Source organism: Chryseobacterium geocarposphaerae (assembly GCF_002797535.1).
Taxonomy (GTDB): Bacteria; Bacteroidota; Bacteroidia; order Flavobacteriales; family Weeksellaceae; genus Chryseobacterium; species Chryseobacterium geocarposphaerae.
The window spans coordinates 35,598-52,385 of record NZ_PGFD01000003.1 but is presented as its reverse complement, the minus strand read 5'-3'; the positions used below and the strand labels follow the sequence as shown (position 1 = coordinate 52,385).

Here is a 16,788-nt window from a genome sequence, read left to right as displayed (position 1 = left end):
TGATCATTAAGAATTTTGAAATGCATCAATTTCCTGAAGCAATTCTTTAAAATAGTTTTCGCATTTTGCAATATGGGTTCCGTACCACGAAAAAGCTTCCCCATCTACAATCATAATCTTTTTGTCAGGGTAAAGTTCTCTAAACTCTTCAATATGTTTTTCTTTAAAAGGAAAGGGTTCGGAAGAAAGCATAATAATTTCAGCTTCTGCTAAATCTTTGGTCTGAATTTCCGGGTAACGGATTCTGTCCTTAAAAATATTTTCAAATCCGATTTCAGTCAGAATTTTATGGATGAAGGTATCTGAACCTATCGTCATATAAGGATTTTTCCAGATAAGATAAGCGACTTTTATATTGGAATTAGTTTTCGCCTGATCTAAAACCTCATAAATTTTAAGATTAAAAAGTTGCGCTTTATCTTCTTTATGAAAAGTCTTACCCAGGTTTTTAAGCAAATAATAATTGTCTTCAATAGTTTCTATATTGGTAACAATAACTTTAAAATCATCCATCAAAGCTTCTACCTGCTCTTTTACATTCTCTTCTTTGTTGGCAAGAATTAAATCGGGCTGCAGAGCTTTGATTTTATCCATATTAATGTTTTTTGTCCCGCCGATAACAGCTACATTTTTTACTTTTTCTCCAGGATGAATACAGAATTTTGTTCTTCCTACAACTTCGTTTTCAGTTAAACCCAAATCAAATAACGCCTCAGTAATAGAGGGAACAAGAGAAACAACTTTCATACTACTATTTTAGATTTGTCTAAAATTACAAAAGTTTACCGGTTAAGAAAAGTCCAGCCACAGAAAAATAAATGATAAGTCCTGTTACATCTACCAGTGTTGCTACAAACGGAGCAGAAGAGGTTGCAGGATCCAGTTTTAATTTTTTTAGAATAAAGGGAACCATAGATCCTGAAAGAGTACCCCAAAGTACGATCATAATTAAAGAAACTCCGACACTGAGTCCTACAAAAGGCCAGTACGTTCCATAATTGAAGAATCCTGCTTCATGCCAGATCATGATCCGTAAGAAGCCGATGGCTCCCAAGATACTTCCCAGGAATAAACCGGTGAAGATTTCTTTTTTCATGACATACCACCAATCCTTTAAGCCAATTTCCTGAAGAGCCATCGCTCTGATGATCAGTGTTGCAGCCTGAGAACCGGAATTTCCTCCACTCGAAATAATTAACGGGACAAATAAAGCCAGAACAACAGCTTTCTGAATTTCATCTTCAAAATAACCCATAGCTGAAGCGGTCAGCATTTCAGAAAAGAATAAAATGATCAGCCACATTCCTCTCTTTTTTACCATTTCGATCAAAGAGGTTTGGGTATAAGGAACATCCAGGGCTTCAAGTCCCCCGAACTTCTGAATATCTTCGGTGTTTTGCTGCTCAATTTGATCAAGGATGTCGTCAATAGTAACAATTCCTACCAGAACTCCGGCTTCTGTAATGATCGGAAGTGCTGCCCGGTCATACTTTTCAAAATACGGCACAGCATCTTCTTTTGAAGTAGTAGTGGTGATCGCAACAAAGTGATTGTCGGTAATCTCAGATATTAAAGTATCTTCTTCCGCCAATAATAAACTTCCTAATGCAATATCATCAATCAGGCGGTTTCTTTCATCTACTACATATAAATGGTTCATGGTTTCCACCTTTTTGCCCACTTTTTTTATTTGCTGCAGGCATTTTTTTACGGTCCATTCCTTGCGGATCTGGATGTAATAAGGAGTCATCAAACGGGCAATAGAATCAGAATTATAGCCCAAAAGTTTCAGGGCAATTCTTCTTTCCTGCGGATTAAGGTGGTTGATGGAATATTTGATCAGTTCATCCGGAAAGTCCTCAAATAAGGCAGTCCTGTCATCCGGCGTCATAGCATTCAGGATCTCGGAAACTTCATCACTTCCGATACTTCTGATGGTCTCTTCCTGGAAGTCAGGATCAAGATGCGAAAAAACGTCAGCTTTGTATTCTTTCGGAACCTTTAAAAATGCTAAAAGCCTCTCATCAGCGGGAAGTCCACTAAGAGTTTCGGCAATATCGGCAGGGTTAAAGATAAGTTCGTCTCTGGAATTCAAAACGTGAAATTTTTGGATATGCAAAAATAATTTAAATTTTCAAGAAACGGGAATAATGTATTAAATTTAAGGAATATTTAAAGCCTAGAATCCGGCTTCTGCTGTAGGTCTGATCTTCTTTAATTTCTTTAGAATACCTTTTATAGCACCGTTGGTCCCGATCTTTATAGAGTTTTCGGTAGATCCTAATAGTCGCATATTTTTACGGTAGGTGTCGTAATCTGTTTCCGTAAGAAGGTTTCCTGCTGCATCAAAAAGCTTCATACTGATGACAACCTGATTGGAAAATACATATTTTCCTAAGCCTACTTTAAAATACTTTACTTTAGGAACGATAGCAAAATCAGTTGCATTGTTGCTGCAATAATCTATGATGGTCTGTTTGTCGATGCTGTCATAAGGAATCTGCACTTCGGCTCTCAGCATTTTGTTTTTCTTCATATTGCTGGTGTTATCAGAAACGGCGCTGAAAAATGCATTATTGGTAGGTTCTTTTATTTCCTCAATATCAGGTTCTACTTCAGGATTGAAGTAAAGGACTTTCTTTATCTTGTCGTCGGTGTTTTTTTGTGCTTTTATTGAAGCAGTTCCGATCAGTAAAAAAGAAGTAATAGCTAAAAAAAATAAAAGTCTTCCCATTTGTAATTTCGATTGCAAAATTACTGTCTTTTAGTGGGATGACATAATTTTTTTAAGAAATTTTTAACATTTTTTTCTATCAATTTCCATACATGAAATCAATAATGTTTGTAGAATCAAAATAAAGTCGTAATTTTGCACCCGTTACATAATAATCATTAAACAATATTGGAATGTACTTAACAACAGAAAAAAAGCAGGAAATTTTCGCAAAACACGGAAAATCTGCACAAGACACAGGAAGTGCTGAAGGACAAATTGCACTTTTCACTTTCAGAATCAATCACTTATCTCAGCACCTAAAGGCTAACCGTCACGATTTCAATACAGAGAGATCTCTAGTGAAATTGGTAGGTAAGAGAAAGAGTTTACTAGATTACCTTAAAAACAAAGATATCGCAAGATATAGAGCAATTATTGCTGAACTAGGTTTAAGAAAATAATCTATAAAGATTTTCACAAGAGCAACTTCGACAGGAGTTGCTTTTTTTATGGATTTTTGTGAAATATATAACGAATAACTGATTTTAAATGTTTTTTCTCGTTTTTCTTACATGAATATTTAAATTTGTTTCTTTTTTTAATTAAGATTGATTTTGAAGAGTTTTTATATTTATTTTTTGGTTTTATTTTCCGTTTTCTGCAAGGCACAAGAAGCGGATTCTTTAAAACCAAAACTTTGGACCGCCAGTGCAAATACCGAATATGGAATGGTTTTACCGACCAATATTCATTTAAAGAGCTATCCGCACAAAGCTTTTGCAGCATATTCTTTTGAATTTCTAAAGCAGACCAACGGAAATAGAGATTGGGAATCCTTATATAATTATCCACAAATTGGAGTTGGTGTTATTGCTGTTGATTATCTTACTAATAAACAATTGGGAAGCCCTTATTCTATCTATGGAATATATAATGCGAAAATAAAGCAGTGGGATAAACTTAAATGGTACCATAGCATTAATTTTGGAATCTCTTTCAATTCGACTCCTTATAATTCCGATCTGGGATATCTTAACAGTTCTATCGGTTCAAAAACAAATATGTTCATCAGCTTGGGGACTGGATTGTATTATGAAATAGGTAAACATTTTGATTTAGGACTGAATCTTAGATTCAATCATCTTTCCAATGGTTCTTTAAAAACACCGAACAGAGGGCTGAACAGTGTTGCTCCGCAACTGAGCTTAGTATACTATCCTGAACGAGCAACTCCTCAAAAATCAGATACTGTTAGAATAGTTCATGATAAATATAATACGGTGGAATTTTCTGTATTCGCAGCCCGAAAAAGTGCTTTTTATAAAGGAACAGACCGTGATCCCAGTAATTATTATCAGGGATATATTTACAATATTTATGGAGCGGAAGCCTTCTATTTCCGTCAGTATTCTGAAAAATCAGCATACGGACTGGGAGTGGGGATTACCCAGGATGATGAATATAATCATACCATGTATCTTGAAAATGGTTTTGTATATGATAAAAAACGGTTTTCTAAAAATCAGGTTTTGGCAAGTATTATTCCCAGTTATCGTTTGATTATGGGAAAATTATATGTGAATATCGGAGCCGGATATTATCTTTTCAAGAAAACATGGAAATATGATAAAACACCTTTCTTTCAAAGGATAGGTCTGCAATATCAGATTACAGACCGCTTGTTTGCCTCCTTCGGAATTAATGCTTACGATTTTCATGTCGCCAATTATCTTGAGTGGAAATTGGGATACACTTTTTCAAAAAAAGCCCGAAAATAAATTGTAATGTATTAAATGGTGAATAATAAGATGTTTTTTTGACAAATTAAAGGCTTGGCGGAAATGCAATTTCACTTAAAAAACAGGTTTTATCCAAATAATACATTAAATTTGCAAACGAAAATTTAAAGAGTTTAAATAATAATCGTACTCAATACGGAGTACAAAGAAGACAAATTTATGAGTATACCTCAAGCGTTTACAGAAACGGTGACTCTTGCTGATGGCAGGGAGATCATTATTGAAACAGGGAAATTGGCTAAGCAGGCTGATGGATCTGTAGTTGTAAAGTGTGGCGGAACAATGCTTTTAGCAACAGTTGTAGCCAACAAAGAAGCAAATCCGGGTGTGGATTTTTTACCATTAACGGTAGATTACAGAGAGAAATTTTATGCAGGAGGAAGAATCCCGGGGAACTTTTTCCGTAGAGAAGCTAAGCCTTCTGATGATGAAGTTTTAACAATGAGATTGGTGGACAGAGTATTGCGTCCGTTATTTCCTGAAGATTTCCATGCGGAAGTACAGGTAATGATCTCATTGATTTCTTATGATAAAGCTGTAATGCCTGAAGCTTTGGCAGGTCTTGCCGCTTCTGCCGCTATTGCAATCACAGATATTCCTTTCGACGGACCGATGTCTGAAGCGAGAGTAGTAAGAATAGACGGACAGTTATCCGTAAACCCTAGTTACGAAAACTTATTGAAAGCTGATATCGACATTATGGTAGGAGCTACAAAAGACTCGATCGTAATGGTAGAAGGGGAAATGAAAGAAATCACGGAGCAGGAAATGATTGAAGCGATCAACTTTGCCCACGTTGAAATTAAAAAACAAATCGAAGCTCAGGAAAGATTAGCAGCAAAAGTAGGTAAATCTTTCCCGAAAAGAGAATATTCTCACGAAGTTCATGATGAAGATATTCGTGAAAAAGTATGGAAAGAATGCTATGACAAAGTATATGAAGTAGCAAAAACTCCATCAAGCAAAGAAGAAAGAGCAGAGAAATTCAAAGCAGTACGTGAAGAATTCCTTGCTCAATATGTAGATAATGCAGAAGAACTGGAAAGAGTAACTCCTTTCGTAAAAGTATATTATCATGATGTGGAGAAAGAGGCAATGCGTCAGATGATCCTTGAAGACAATATCCGTCTTGATGGACGTGATCCTCAGACGATCCGTCCGATCTGGTCTGAAATTGATTACCTTCCCGGAGCGCACGGTTCTGCAGTATTTACAAGAGGAGAAACTCAGTCTTTGACAGCAGTAACTCTTGGATCTGTAAAAGATGCCAATATGATCGACAGCGTTATCACACAGCATGACGAAAGATTCTTCTTACATTACAACTTCCCTCCGTTCTCTACAGGTGAAGCAAGACCTTTAAGAGGTACTTCAAGAAGAGAAGTAGGACACGGAAACTTGGCTCAGAGAGCATTAACTGCAGTGATTCCTGCAGAAAATCCATATACAATCAGAATCGTTTCTGATATTCTTGAATCTAACGGTTCTTCTTCTATGGCGACAGTTTGTGCAGGAACATTAGCATTAATGGATGCGGGGGTTCAAATTACAAAACCTGTTTCAGGAATTGCAATGGGGCTTATCACTGATAAAAAGTCTGGTAAATTTACAGTGCTTTCCGATATCTTAGGAGATGAAGATCACCTTGGAGATATGGACTTTAAAGTAACAGGTACTGCAGACGGTATCACGGCTTGCCAGATGGATATTAAAATCCAGGGGCTTTCTATGGACATTATGGAAAAAGCATTGATGCAGGCTAAAGACGGAAGATTACATATTTTAAATAAAATCACGGAAACTATTTCTCAGCCAAGACCAGACGTGAAGCCTCACGCTCCGAAAATGGTAGTAATGGAGATTCCGAAAGACTTCATTGGTGCTGTAATCGGGCCTGGTGGAAAAATTATTCAGCAGCTACAGAAAGATACAGATACTGTTATTGCAATTGAGGAAATCGGAGAAATCGGGCGTATCGAAATTGCAGGAACAGACAGAGAGAAAATCAATGCTGCTATTGCTAAGATCAATGAGATTACTTTCGTACCGGTTGTAGGTGAAGTTTACAAAGGTAAAGTAGTGAAAGTAATGGATTTCGGAGCATTTGTAGCGATTGCTAAAGGAACGGAAGGACTTCTTCACATTTCTGAAATTGAGTGGGCTCGTCTTGACAAGGTTCCGTATGCAGAAGGTGATGAGGTAGAAGTGAAGTTCATGGGTTACGACGATCGTAAGAAAATGAAGCTTTCGAGAAAAGTTTTGTTGCCAAGACCTCCAAAACCGGAAGGAAAACCTAGACAGGATAGACCAGAAGGGAAACCAAGACCGGAAGGACAACATCAAGCTAAACCGCAAGGTGAAAAACCTGCAGATCAGGCTTAATAAAAATAGAAACCATCGATTTTTCGGTGGTTTTTTGTTTGTATATACTTGATTTAATGTTCAAAGGAGCAATTAAGTGAATTGAAACTCAATTATTTAAATCAGATTCAAGTTGTTTTATGTCTTTATTTTCTGTATATTTGTATATTATCTTAAAGACAGGTTCTCTGCTTTCAGGTGTTGTGATTATTTGAAATGTCATTTTTCTTTTTTCATCTATTAATTGTTCTCAGAACAATCTGTTCAAATAAAGACAGCCGGAAAACATATTACATCTCTTTTGGAAGAGGTTAATATTGTATAGTTTGAATATTATACGATGTTTAAACTTAAAACAGTACTCAGTAACAATTAAATTTAAAAAGATATATGGCGGATTCTTTCTCTAAAAAAGAAAATTTCAAAAAGAAACAGCAAAAACAAAAAGAAAAAGCTCTACGTCGTGAAGAGCGTAAGGAAAACAATGATAAAGGTAAAAGCCTTGACGAAATGTTTATGTATGTAGATGCAAACGGACAACTGACATCTACACCTCCGGATCAGGATGCAAAACAAGAAATTGATCTTGATAACATCCAGCTGGGAGCGGCTCCAATCGAAGCTGAAGAAGCTTTAAAAACTGGTATCGTGACCTTTTTAAGTGAAAAAGGATACGGTTTCATTACGGAAGATAAAACAAAAGAAAACATCTTCTTCCATAATAATAATTGTATAGATCCGATTAAAAAAGGAAATAAAGTTTCTTTTGAAAAAGAAAAATCTCCAAAAGGATTTTCTGCAACGGAGATCAGACTGGTAAAATAATTAATCCCAACCTCAGATTAATTTCTCAGATATAGTAGAATCCCCCATTTTTTGAGGGATTTTGTCTGTTTAATAATGAGAGAATTTTATTTATCTTTAAACAAAAACTTATGAAAAAACTATTGCTTCTTTTCCTTATTGGTTTTGCCTCTGTTTCCTTCGCTCAAACGGTAAATGATGTTCCCATAAGAGATATTGATGTTTATTATGTACAGATTATCGGCACCGGAAGATCCTTAAGTACAAAGGTAAATGTGGAAATTGATTTCGGGCAGGAAACCAAATCGATTTCCTTCAAAAACGGAACAAGCATCAAAGACGAAAGAGGGCGGAATATGAAGTTCAATTCTATGATGGATGCGCTTAATTTTATGTCTGCAAACGGGTATTCCTTTCAGTTTGCCTATACGATGAATGATGATAAAGATAAAGCGATTTATTACATTTTAAAGAAGAATAAATAAAACAAAACCTCCAGATTCTGGAGGTTTTTTATATCATTCATTACGAGGAACGAAATAATCTTAATTATCCATTTCCGACTCTCTGCTTCAGATCATCTGCACCACCTGTCTTTCTTGGCTGGCCGGATTTCCCTGATCCAAAATTATACGTATATGAAAGTGTTGCCACTCTAGTATCACGTCTCACAATAAAGTTTTCTACATAGCTGGTATAAACATTTCTTGCTTCCGGGTTGCTGGTCAGGAAAATATCATTGAAAGAAAATTTCAGGGTACTGTTGTTTTTAAATTTCTTTTGAGCACCGATATTTACAGACCACATCGGTTTAAGGAACATATAAGCATAGACTTCTTTTGCTTTATAATTTCCGGTTAGCTCTGCGGTAAATCCGTTTCCTAGTTTAAATGAATTGATGCTGTTGAGATCAAAAGTAAAATTCCCTTGATTTTTAATATAGGTATCAGCAATATTTCCCGTATAGCTTCCGTAGTAGAAGTTTGCATTATTGTTCATGTCCCACCACTTTGCCACTTTTACAGGAGCAATCAGATTCAGTCCGTAATAAGAAGCCGAACTCAGGTTTTCATTGGCCTGAACTACCACCGTTTTTCCGTTTTCTATCGTTGGTTTCAGTACGTCGGTAATATTATTTTTGGTTTTGCTGTAGCTTAATGTTGCAAAATACTTATTGCTGAAACTATAGGTAAATTCATAATTCATTGTTGTTTGCGGATTCAGATCAGGATTTCCTGCCTGGTAAGTGGTAAGATCCAGATAGAATTTAAATGGATTCAACTGTTTATAAGTTGGTCTTGTAATTCTCCTGCTGAAATTAAGCTCAACTGTATTTTTATCATTCAAATCATAAGAAAAAACAGCACTTGGAAATAATTGGGTATAGTTCTTTTTATTGATCTGATTCGTCGTAATCTGGTTTCCTGTAATATTGGTATTTTCTACTCTCAACCCAAAATTTACTTTAAATTTTTCCCAGTTTTTAATCACATTTCCATACGCCGCATTGATGTTTTCTTCATAAATAAAATGATTGGTTTTTGAATCATCAAGAACCAGGTTTCCTGAACTTGCATTAAAGAACTGGAGATCATTATCCGCTTTTACAAAACTTGTTTTGATTCCGGTTTCGAGTTTCCAGTTCTTTTTAAACACCTTTGTGAGATCGGATTTAAGGGAATAAATATTAAGATTTCCACCTAAATCTCCTTTCAGGTTATACGGATTGGGATTAAGCGGAGTTGACGGAAACAGATTTCCGTTAGCATCATAATTATTGGTAATAAAATTCTGTAAAGAAGTGTTGGAATAGTTGATGTAATCCAAGTCCGTCGTAAGCTCAGAACCCAGAGAATCAATCGTAAGTTTATGATTAAGATTAAAAGATACATTTTTCCAGTGATCCCGGTTGTTACTTTTGGTATTGGATGTTCCTGAAGGTTGATGATTGCTATCTAAAATTAAAGTTTCATTATTGCTCGTCGGATCAAACCTGTTGCTGACAAATCCTACTGAAAAGCCGAGAACATTTTTATCATTCATATAATAATCCATTCCGGTTTTGGCAATATGATTTCTAAAGTTCATTTTCAGAAAATTATCCTGAATATAACCTTGCGTGAAATTTCCGTTATCGTAAAAACTTCTGTCGAGAAGCAATTTGTTGTAAAACTCCCGGTACGCAAAGCTATAGTTCGCAAAAAGGTTTACTTTTTTATTTCTGTGATTAATATTGAAACTGTTGTTGTTTTTAATATATTTTCCCGTTCCCCAAGCTGTTGAAATGCTTCCGTTCGTTCCTTTTCTCTGATCTTTTTTAAGCTTAATATTAATGATTGAAGTTCCCGCTGCATCGTATTTTGATGACGGATTGGTAATAAACTCCACTTTTTCAACACTTGAAGACGGAATTCCGCGAAGATAATTGGCAAGATCTGTTCCTGTCATTGGCGTATTTTTTCCGTCGATCTGTACCAAAAGATTTCCTTTTCCGCGAAGACTGATATTATCGTTGTTATCGACCTTTACACCCGGAGCTTTTTCCAGGACTTCAAATGCTGAATTTCCGGTAGCGGCGATACTGTTTTCAACATTGAGGATCATTTTGCCGTCCTGTCTTTCAATATAGGGTTTAGCTTTAGTGATCGTTATTCCTTCAATCAGTTTTTCCTTCAATTGAATGGAAGGGAGGGTAGTATTTCCTGTTATGGTAATCTTTTCAGATTGATAAGCCTCAGTTCCGTTTTTATTGATTTTTAAAGTATAACTTCCGGAAGCAAGATCATTGAAACTGAAATTTCCTTTTGTGTCTGCAATTTCTGTTTTTACTAATTTATTTTCAGTATTAAATAGGTTGATTTCCATCTGATTCGCCTTATCCGAATCTATTTTTCCTGACAAAGAAAAATTCTGTGTTGTTTGTGCTTTTAACGAACTGAATACGGTAATAAGCCAAACAAAAATGAAGATAAATATTCTGACCATTATGTTTTATTTTTTAAGGTTAAGACAGTTTTTAGATATTTTGAGTAATGTATTGTTCATGATTTCCAGTTCTTCTTGGGAAACACCTCCCAAAGCGACCTGTCGGTTTTTTTCTACAAGGTTTTGTACTTTTTGTATGATTTCCTTTCCGGATTCTGTAACTTCAAGGTTGGTTTTTCTGCGGTCGTCGGGATTAGGATTTCTAATGATGTATTTTGATTTCACCAGCAATTCAATGATTCTTGTGATGGAAGCATTGTCTTTAAAGACAAGATCACCAATTTCATTTTGAGTAATTCCCGGATTTTCCAATATCGCTTTAATAATCAGCCACTGATCGATCGTTATGCTGAATCCATTTGCTTTTAATTGTCTTTGAGCATAATTTCTATAGGATCTGATCGCTTTATCGATGTTGTAAAATATGATTGAATCTAATTTTTCCATGTAAATATTTTAATTAAATAATAATGATTAATCAATTATTGATATATCAACTAATTTGTTGCATGAAATTTTATTTTGTTACAACGAGGAAATAAATTTTTAAATTAATTAAAAAACCACCGTATATACGGTGGTCTTAAATTATATAGTGGTAAATAATCCATTGATTTTCTTTTTGATCTGCTCATTAGGAGCAACTTTATAAAACTCTTTGAGAAGATCAAGAGTAGTCGGTTTTTTAGGATACCTATTATTTTGAAGAAAATTTTTCAGGGCTGTATTAACTTTTTCTTCCCCAATCATTTCACTGAGCTGTACCATAGCAATGGCGCCTTTGGAATAAGAAATATGCGTATTATTTCCGGTTACTTTATAGATCGGTTCGTTTTCAGATAATCCTTTTTCATTATCATAGATTTGCTGATGAACCTGTATTCGTTCCATCATTTTTTCTTTGCCGTGCATTTTTTTGTAAAACATCATTTCCGTGTACATGGCAAGCGTTTCCGTGAGCATAGGAGAACCTTCCCGGTCATCAGGATCGATCTGGCTGTTTCCCCACCAAAGATGAGAAAGTTCGTGTCCTGCAAGTTCGTTAATGACATCCTGTTGCTTATCTGCATGAATATTCGCATGGAAAACCATATCTTCAGGCATAAAAATAGCAGAAGGATAAGCTGTAGCCGCAAAACCTCTGGTAAATGAGGAAATTTCAGCAAAATTGATGGTTTTGAAAGGATACTTTCCAAAATTTTTATTACAATAATCCAGGGTGATTTTGGCATTGTTGATGAAGTGGTCTACATTTTCCTTATGCTTTTGATGATAGAATACATTAATTGCGATGCCTTTATAATTGATTATTTTCTGCTTATATTTTGCCGAAGAAAGAGCAAAACGGAAAGGAATGTTCTTTGATTGATAATGAAAGAAGCGTCTTTCTCCTCTTATTGACTGAGCCATAAGATCTCCTGTTCCAATGGCTGTTTGATCTTTTTCGGTAGAAATGATCATATTTAAAGTGATGAAATCTTTATTAAAAACTTCCGGCGCTTCTAATTTTTTTACAGCCCGTGCTTTTCCAAGCCTAAATTCATCCCTTTTTTTCTGATCTTCAATTTCATCATCTTTTTGGTAGCCAATCGTGGGATAATATCTGCTGATCCTCATGAAAGAACCGTTTTCAACAATCGCATTAAAAGATTCATGACCGTTTACGGCAAACCATTGATAGGATATTCTGAAATCAAGATGAGCGGTCTCATGAGGCTGTAATGGCTGTTTTAAATGAATTTCAGTGATGGTTTGATCAATTTCCTTTGTTTCAAATGCAGTTTGAAGGACTGCGGATTGTATCTTCAAATCCGGATGAAAATTAATGAGAATCTTATCAATAGCTTTATCAGTTTGATTGGTCAAAGTATATTTTCCTTTAATTTCATAAGATCTTTGAGATGGATACAGGTCAATTTGCGTATTAACATCGGTAATGACAGGTTGTGGCAGATTTTCGTACCGTCGGAATTGCTTTTCATAATGAATTGCATTTAAAAGAAGCTTTTCATCATTTTTAGGTGAATATCCTTGCATCAAATGATTTCCTGCCCAACAACCGATGATCAATAGTAAAACAGTGAAGAAAGCTTTTTTTAGGTTCCATTTCTTAGTTTTAAACGATTCATTCATCATCCATAAAAGAAAAATGATTCCTGATCCGAATAAAAGTCTTTCCGCAAAAGCAATGGAATAAATTCCATACCCGTTAAAATCACTGTAAGTTCCTTTGAAATCTGAAAATATCCTCAGTAACGGATAAGAGATGATCTTTTTAGTAATGGGAGTCGCCATGATCATCAGTAATACAACGGAAATGCCTAAAGCAACGAACCTGTTTTTGATTTGATCGTTAATGAGTAGAAAAAACCCTGAAAAAAGAATAAGCGGAAAAGTATTAAAAAGGACTGTTCCTGAATATGCGCTCCAGTCAATATGGAAATAGCCGTAACTTAACTGAAAAACTAATCCTTCCAAAATCAATATTCCGGTAAAAAAGAATAATAAGACACTGATGGATAAGAAATGACCGGTTAATTTTTTTTTGTGAAAATAAGTGCTTTTTTCAATCAGGGAAAATCCCGAAGCATGGCTTCGCCAATACAGATCATTGATGAAATAGGCAACAATAAGCAAGCCTAGTAAATGAAAATTTTCGGAAATCGTAGTTGCCATCAAGCCGGAACTTGCATATTTCTGCGGAAGCCGGATTCCTTTTTCAATTTCAGCATACATTTCCATCCCGACAAAAAATAACAACAGAACGGAAACAGCAACCATGACAATTCCTTTAAAAAGATAAATGAGATCAATTTTGGTAAAGGATAAGACGGATTGCAGAGATGAAACTATTCCGAAATCAGAGCTGACAACAGAATATGCTTTCGGGTTGATCTTCGAAAATGTAGTATTGATCTCAGTTTTTCTTTTCTTTTTACCGGAAAATCCTGAAAATGAAAAAAGACGGTAGGAGAGCAGTAAAAACATCACAGAAATGAAAAGGAAAACAGTCCTGTTCACCAATAAATATGAAGAAAAGGGAATGGCCAATTCATTTTTTTCGATAGCGGAAAGGTTTCTTCCCTCAAAAAAATAAGCAGATAAGCCAAAAGGGTCTGTGAATGCAGATATCTGCTGTGATTCCACTGACTGAGGAATACTTCCGGCCATAAAGGGTGAATTTGAAAACAGCAGAACAACCATATATAGGACATAAAGCAGTAATCCGCCAATCACAACCAGTAGTTTCTTCTTCGTAGTCAATGAAATGAGAAACAAAAAGCTACAGACTAAAAGACAATTGATAAACCCGAAGATTAACAGCGGAAATAGATAATACCAAAGATTAAAATAAGGCTGCATCTCGCTTCCCGTACGCATATTCTGTCCGATTATAAACCCGGTCATCAAAAAAATAAAGCTTAAGAATGTCTGTAAAAAGAAAGAAAAAAATCTTCCGCTTATGTAAACCCTTTTTGAAAGCGGAAGAGAAAACAAAATACTGTCGAATCTTGAATCCTGGTCTTTAAAAAGTTGCTGACTGGCAAAAATAGTGGCAAAGAATATCACGGATAAGCTTAGCATTCCGGTCATAAAACCAATGGTATAGGGAGAATTCAGATAAATACCTTCTCCGGCACTCAGGTTGAAATTATTTCCACAAAATATTCCAATTCCGATCAGGATCAAGGTAATAAGGTAAGTAAGCCAATGCTTGGTAGTGCGCTGGACTTCGAATAAAAATAAAGCGTTCATGATTAGATTTTTTGAGTGAGAGAATGGAAGTAAACGTGCTCCAGTAAAGGATTTACAGGAATGAAATCTTTAGGCTTTTCGTTGGAGAATGTAGTAATGTATAATTCCCTTTCAATTAATTGCTGACTGATGATCTGATAGGTTGAATGATAATGATCCAGCTCAGTTTTATTAATGGATTTTGACCATATTTTCTGATTCAGTTCGGCGATCAGATCATTGGGCTTTCCTTTCTTCAAAAGCTTTCCTTTGTTTATAATGGCCATTTGTGAACACAGATTCCGGACATCTTCCACGAGGTGGGTGGAAAGAATGACAATAACTTCTTTACTGATATCATTCAGCAAAGAATTGAAACGGTTGCGTTCTTCGGGATCAAGACCTGCAGTAGGTTCATCAACGATAATAATTTTCGGATTCCCTAATAGAGCCTGTGCAACTCCGAACCGCTGCCTCATTCCTCCGGAAAAAGTATGGACTTCTTTGTTTCTGAAATCAGAAAGATTTACTTTTTCAAGCAGGCTTATGATCTGATTTTTGCGTTCGGTACTGTTTTTAATTCCTTTTAAAATCGCAATATGTTCTAATAGATCATAAGCGGAAATTTTAGGATATACCCCAAAATCCTGTGGGAGAAAACCTAAATTTTGTTTTATGTAATTAGGGTCTTTAGCAATATCAACTCCATTGAAGATTATATTTCCCGAAGTGGGTTTCTGAAGTCCTACAATGGTTTTCATTAAAGAAGATTTTCCGGCTCCGTTAGGACCTAAAAGTCCAAACATTCCGTTTCCGATTTCCAGCGAAATGTTTTGAATAGCCTGAAAGCCATTTTTATAGGTGAGGTTGAGGTTGTTGATAGATAAAGTATTCATATTGTTGGGTTTGGATAATAGAAGGACTGGCAATGTTTCCATTGCTTCTTAAGATAATATGTGTAAGATTTTATACTGAAGGGCCTAATGTAACCGCAAAAGTCACAAAAGCTATTGTTGAAAGGCTAAAATTTAAAATTTAAATTTAAAATTTTAAAAAGTTCAATAAGATTAAAATCAAGATTTCAAATAATCGTCGATCATTTATTCATCTTTATATTCTAAAATATCTCCCGGCTGACATTCCAGTATTTTACAGATCGCTTCCAGCGTGTCGAAACGGACTCCTTTGGCTTTTCCTGTTTTCAGGATGGAGAGATTAACGGGAGTAATTCCCAGTTTTTCTGCCAATTCTTTACTTTGCATTTTACGTTTGGCAAGCATTACATCTAAGTTGACTATAATTGGCATTTTATATAATTAAATCTTGTTCGTTTTGCAAATGTAATCCCTGTTTAAAAATATTCGCAAGAAATAAGCAGAAAATTCCCAGCATGAAATGAATAAAAACCAATCCCCATATTATACTTTCCACTTCCACGAAGAAGCTCGCGATCACAACTATAGGCAATGGAAAAAAGATATTATAGAGGTAAAACCTTTTCAGGTGTGTAATGTTATCCTTCGTAAATAATTTTGACTGAAAGAAAACCTTAAAAACTTTGGCTGAAAACCAAAAGAATACCCCGTATGTGATTAAAACCAATAAAAAAGAGAATAGGATATACGGATAATTGTTCTCAATATTCAAAAAAGGCTTTTCGGTAAAAGGGTAATTGATATGAAAGTATGCATTTTCTTTATACGGCGTTATGCTAAATCCGGTTACGAGACAAAGAATTGAATACACTGCAGTCAGCAAATAGCCGATTGCCAGTATAAAGCAAATGTAGTAGAGAATCTGTGAAATAATTTTTGTCTGATTCATGACTTGATAATTAATAGATAATGCAAATGTATAATTAATTATCGTAAAACAATAATTATTTTAACTAAAATTTTATTTCATGCGTTTTAGGATTAAGAATGGAATACGGAAAGCCTTAGTATATGGCAGTTTTTAATTAATTTAGAAATATCAATTTTTGATCATGGCATATAATATTAAAATCGCAGACAGAGTTCGTGAACGGCTTTCCGAAATTCCCGATCTCGAAATTGTTGAGAAAAAAATGTTCAGCGGATTATCTTTCCTGGTGAATGGGAAAATGTGCATCAATGTGAGCCACGATAACCTGATGTGTCGTTATGATCCCGATCTGGAAGATGAAGTTGCAGAAAGAAAGGGATTTCTGCCAATGATCATGAAAGGGAAACAGCTTAAAGGATATTGTTATGTAGAACCTGAAGGTTTTCAAAAGCCTGAAGATTTTGAATATTGGATAAAAATATGTCTGGATTATAATCCTATAGCTAAAGTTTCAAAGGATTCGAAGAAAAAATAATCCATTGAATCTCCTTAGATTTCAACCAATTCTTAACAACAAAGCAT

General features: G+C 35.2%; 15 protein-coding genes. 6 read left to right on the top strand and 9 right to left on the bottom strand.

Translation table 11 applies throughout. The annotated features are described in order from the left end of the window. Positions 1-6: 6 nt before the first annotated feature. The 3 genes from CLV73_RS16180 to CLV73_RS16170 all read right to left on the bottom strand — a co-directional run bounded on the left by CLV73_RS16180 (position 7) and on the right by CLV73_RS16170 (position 2,752). On the bottom strand, positions 7-747 hold the full coding sequence (locus CLV73_RS16180) for an ABC transporter substrate-binding protein (RefSeq protein ID WP_100377938.1): 741 nt from the start codon (positions 745-747) through the stop codon (positions 7-9). A 25-nt stretch (positions 748-772) separates the two neighbouring features. Further along, positions 773-2,095 carry a magnesium transporter gene (mgtE, locus tag CLV73_RS16175; protein ID WP_100377937.1) on the bottom strand — a complete coding sequence of 441 codons (1,323 nt, stop codon included), beginning with the start codon at positions 2,093-2,095 and terminating at the stop codon, positions 773-775. A gap of 84 nt (positions 2,096-2,179) precedes the next feature. Then, complete coding sequence (locus tag CLV73_RS16170) at positions 2,180-2,752, bottom strand: pyruvate decarboxylase (protein ID WP_228424400.1); 573 nt, start codon at positions 2,750-2,752, stop codon at positions 2,180-2,182. A gap of 155 nt (positions 2,753-2,907) precedes the next feature. On the opposite strand from CLV73_RS16170, the gene rpsO reads away from it, so the two are divergent. The 5 genes from rpsO to CLV73_RS16145 all read left to right on the top strand — a co-directional run bounded on the left by rpsO (position 2,908) and on the right by CLV73_RS16145 (position 8,165). Beyond that, a complete protein-coding gene (gene rpsO, locus CLV73_RS16165) occupies positions 2,908-3,177 on the top strand; it encodes a 30S ribosomal protein S15 (RefSeq protein ID WP_100377935.1) in 270 nt (89 codons plus the stop codon). Between the two features lie 153 nt (positions 3,178-3,330). Then, positions 3,331-4,494, top strand: a complete 1,164-nt coding sequence (locus tag CLV73_RS16160; protein ID WP_169925776.1) for an acyloxyacyl hydrolase — start codon at positions 3,331-3,333, stop codon at positions 4,492-4,494. Positions 4,495-4,674: 180 nt separating this feature from the next. Then, entirely contained in the window at positions 4,675-6,897 is a 2,223-nt protein-coding gene (locus CLV73_RS16155; protein ID WP_100377933.1) for a polyribonucleotide nucleotidyltransferase, read from the top strand. Positions 6,898-7,266: 369 nt separating this feature from the next. After that, on the top strand, positions 7,267-7,701 hold the full coding sequence (locus CLV73_RS16150) for a cold shock domain-containing protein (RefSeq protein ID WP_100377932.1): 435 nt from the start codon (positions 7,267-7,269) through the stop codon (positions 7,699-7,701). Positions 7,702-7,811: 110 nt separating this feature from the next. Next, on the top strand, positions 7,812-8,165 hold the full coding sequence (locus tag CLV73_RS16145; RefSeq protein WP_100377931.1) for a hypothetical protein: 354 nt from the start codon (positions 7,812-7,814) through the stop codon (positions 8,163-8,165). Positions 8,166-8,229: 64 nt separating this feature from the next. On the opposite strand, the gene CLV73_RS16140 is transcribed toward CLV73_RS16145, so the two are convergent. The 6 genes from CLV73_RS16140 to CLV73_RS16115 all read right to left on the bottom strand — a co-directional run bounded on the left by CLV73_RS16140 (position 8,230) and on the right by CLV73_RS16115 (position 16,224). Beyond that, positions 8,230-10,665 (bottom strand): TonB-dependent receptor, encoded by a 2,436-nt coding sequence (locus CLV73_RS16140; protein WP_100377930.1) that lies wholly within the window; start codon positions 10,663-10,665, stop codon positions 8,230-8,232. Positions 10,666-10,671: 6 nt separating this feature from the next. Continuing rightward, positions 10,672-11,112, bottom strand: coding sequence for a MarR family winged helix-turn-helix transcriptional regulator (locus CLV73_RS16135; RefSeq protein WP_100377929.1), 441 nt, complete (start codon positions 11,110-11,112; stop codon positions 10,672-10,674). Positions 11,113-11,253: 141 nt separating this feature from the next. Then, positions 11,254-14,421 (bottom strand): M1 family aminopeptidase, encoded by a 3,168-nt coding sequence (locus tag CLV73_RS16130; RefSeq protein ID WP_100377928.1) that lies wholly within the window; start codon positions 14,419-14,421, stop codon positions 11,254-11,256. A 2-nt stretch (positions 14,422-14,423) separates the two neighbouring features. Then, positions 14,424-15,296, bottom strand: coding sequence for an ABC transporter ATP-binding protein (locus CLV73_RS16125; protein ID WP_100377927.1), 873 nt, complete (start codon positions 15,294-15,296; stop codon positions 14,424-14,426). A 204-nt stretch (positions 15,297-15,500) separates the two neighbouring features. Then, positions 15,501-15,707 carry a helix-turn-helix domain-containing protein gene (locus CLV73_RS16120; protein WP_100377926.1) on the bottom strand — a complete coding sequence of 69 codons (207 nt, stop codon included), beginning with the start codon at positions 15,705-15,707 and terminating at the stop codon, positions 15,501-15,503. 1 nt (position 15,708) lies between these two features. Further along, entirely contained in the window at positions 15,709-16,224 is a 516-nt protein-coding gene (locus CLV73_RS16115; RefSeq protein WP_100377925.1) for a DUF2975 domain-containing protein, read from the bottom strand. Positions 16,225-16,387: 163 nt separating this feature from the next. Between CLV73_RS16115 and CLV73_RS16110 the strand changes: the two genes are divergently transcribed. Then, positions 16,388-16,741 carry a TfoX/Sxy family protein gene (locus CLV73_RS16110; RefSeq protein ID WP_100377924.1) on the top strand — a complete coding sequence of 118 codons (354 nt, stop codon included), beginning with the start codon at positions 16,388-16,390 and terminating at the stop codon, positions 16,739-16,741. Positions 16,742-16,788 lie beyond the last annotated feature (47 nt).

Coding starts and splice junctions, on each gene's coding strand:
- CLV73_RS16125 (WP_100377927.1), bottom strand. CDS start 15,296: ATGAATACTTTATCTATCAACAACCTCAACCTCACCTATAAAAATGGC.
- rpsO (WP_100377935.1), top strand. CDS start 2,908: ATGTACTTAACAACAGAAAAAAAGCAGGAAATTTTCGCAAAACACGGA.
- CLV73_RS16110 (WP_100377924.1), top strand. CDS start 16,388: ATGGCATATAATATTAAAATCGCAGACAGAGTTCGTGAACGGCTTTCC.
- CLV73_RS16120 (WP_100377926.1), bottom strand. CDS start 15,707: ATGCCAATTATAGTCAACTTAGATGTAATGCTTGCCAAACGTAAAATG.
- CLV73_RS16140 (WP_100377930.1), bottom strand. CDS start 10,665: ATGGTCAGAATATTTATCTTCATTTTTGTTTGGCTTATTACCGTATTC.
- CLV73_RS16135 (WP_100377929.1), bottom strand. CDS start 11,112: ATGGAAAAATTAGATTCAATCATATTTTACAACATCGATAAAGCGATC.
- CLV73_RS16130 (WP_100377928.1), bottom strand. CDS start 14,421: ATGAACGCTTTATTTTTATTCGAAGTCCAGCGCACTACCAAGCATTGG.
- CLV73_RS16155 (WP_100377933.1), top strand. CDS start 4,675: ATGAGTATACCTCAAGCGTTTACAGAAACGGTGACTCTTGCTGATGGC.
- CLV73_RS16180 (WP_100377938.1), bottom strand. CDS start 747: ATGAAAGTTGTTTCTCTTGTTCCCTCTATTACTGAGGCGTTATTTGAT.
- CLV73_RS16145 (WP_100377931.1), top strand. CDS start 7,812: ATGAAAAAACTATTGCTTCTTTTCCTTATTGGTTTTGCCTCTGTTTCC.
- CLV73_RS16115 (WP_100377925.1), bottom strand. CDS start 16,224: ATGAATCAGACAAAAATTATTTCACAGATTCTCTACTACATTTGCTTT.
- CLV73_RS16150 (WP_100377932.1), top strand. CDS start 7,267: ATGGCGGATTCTTTCTCTAAAAAAGAAAATTTCAAAAAGAAACAGCAA.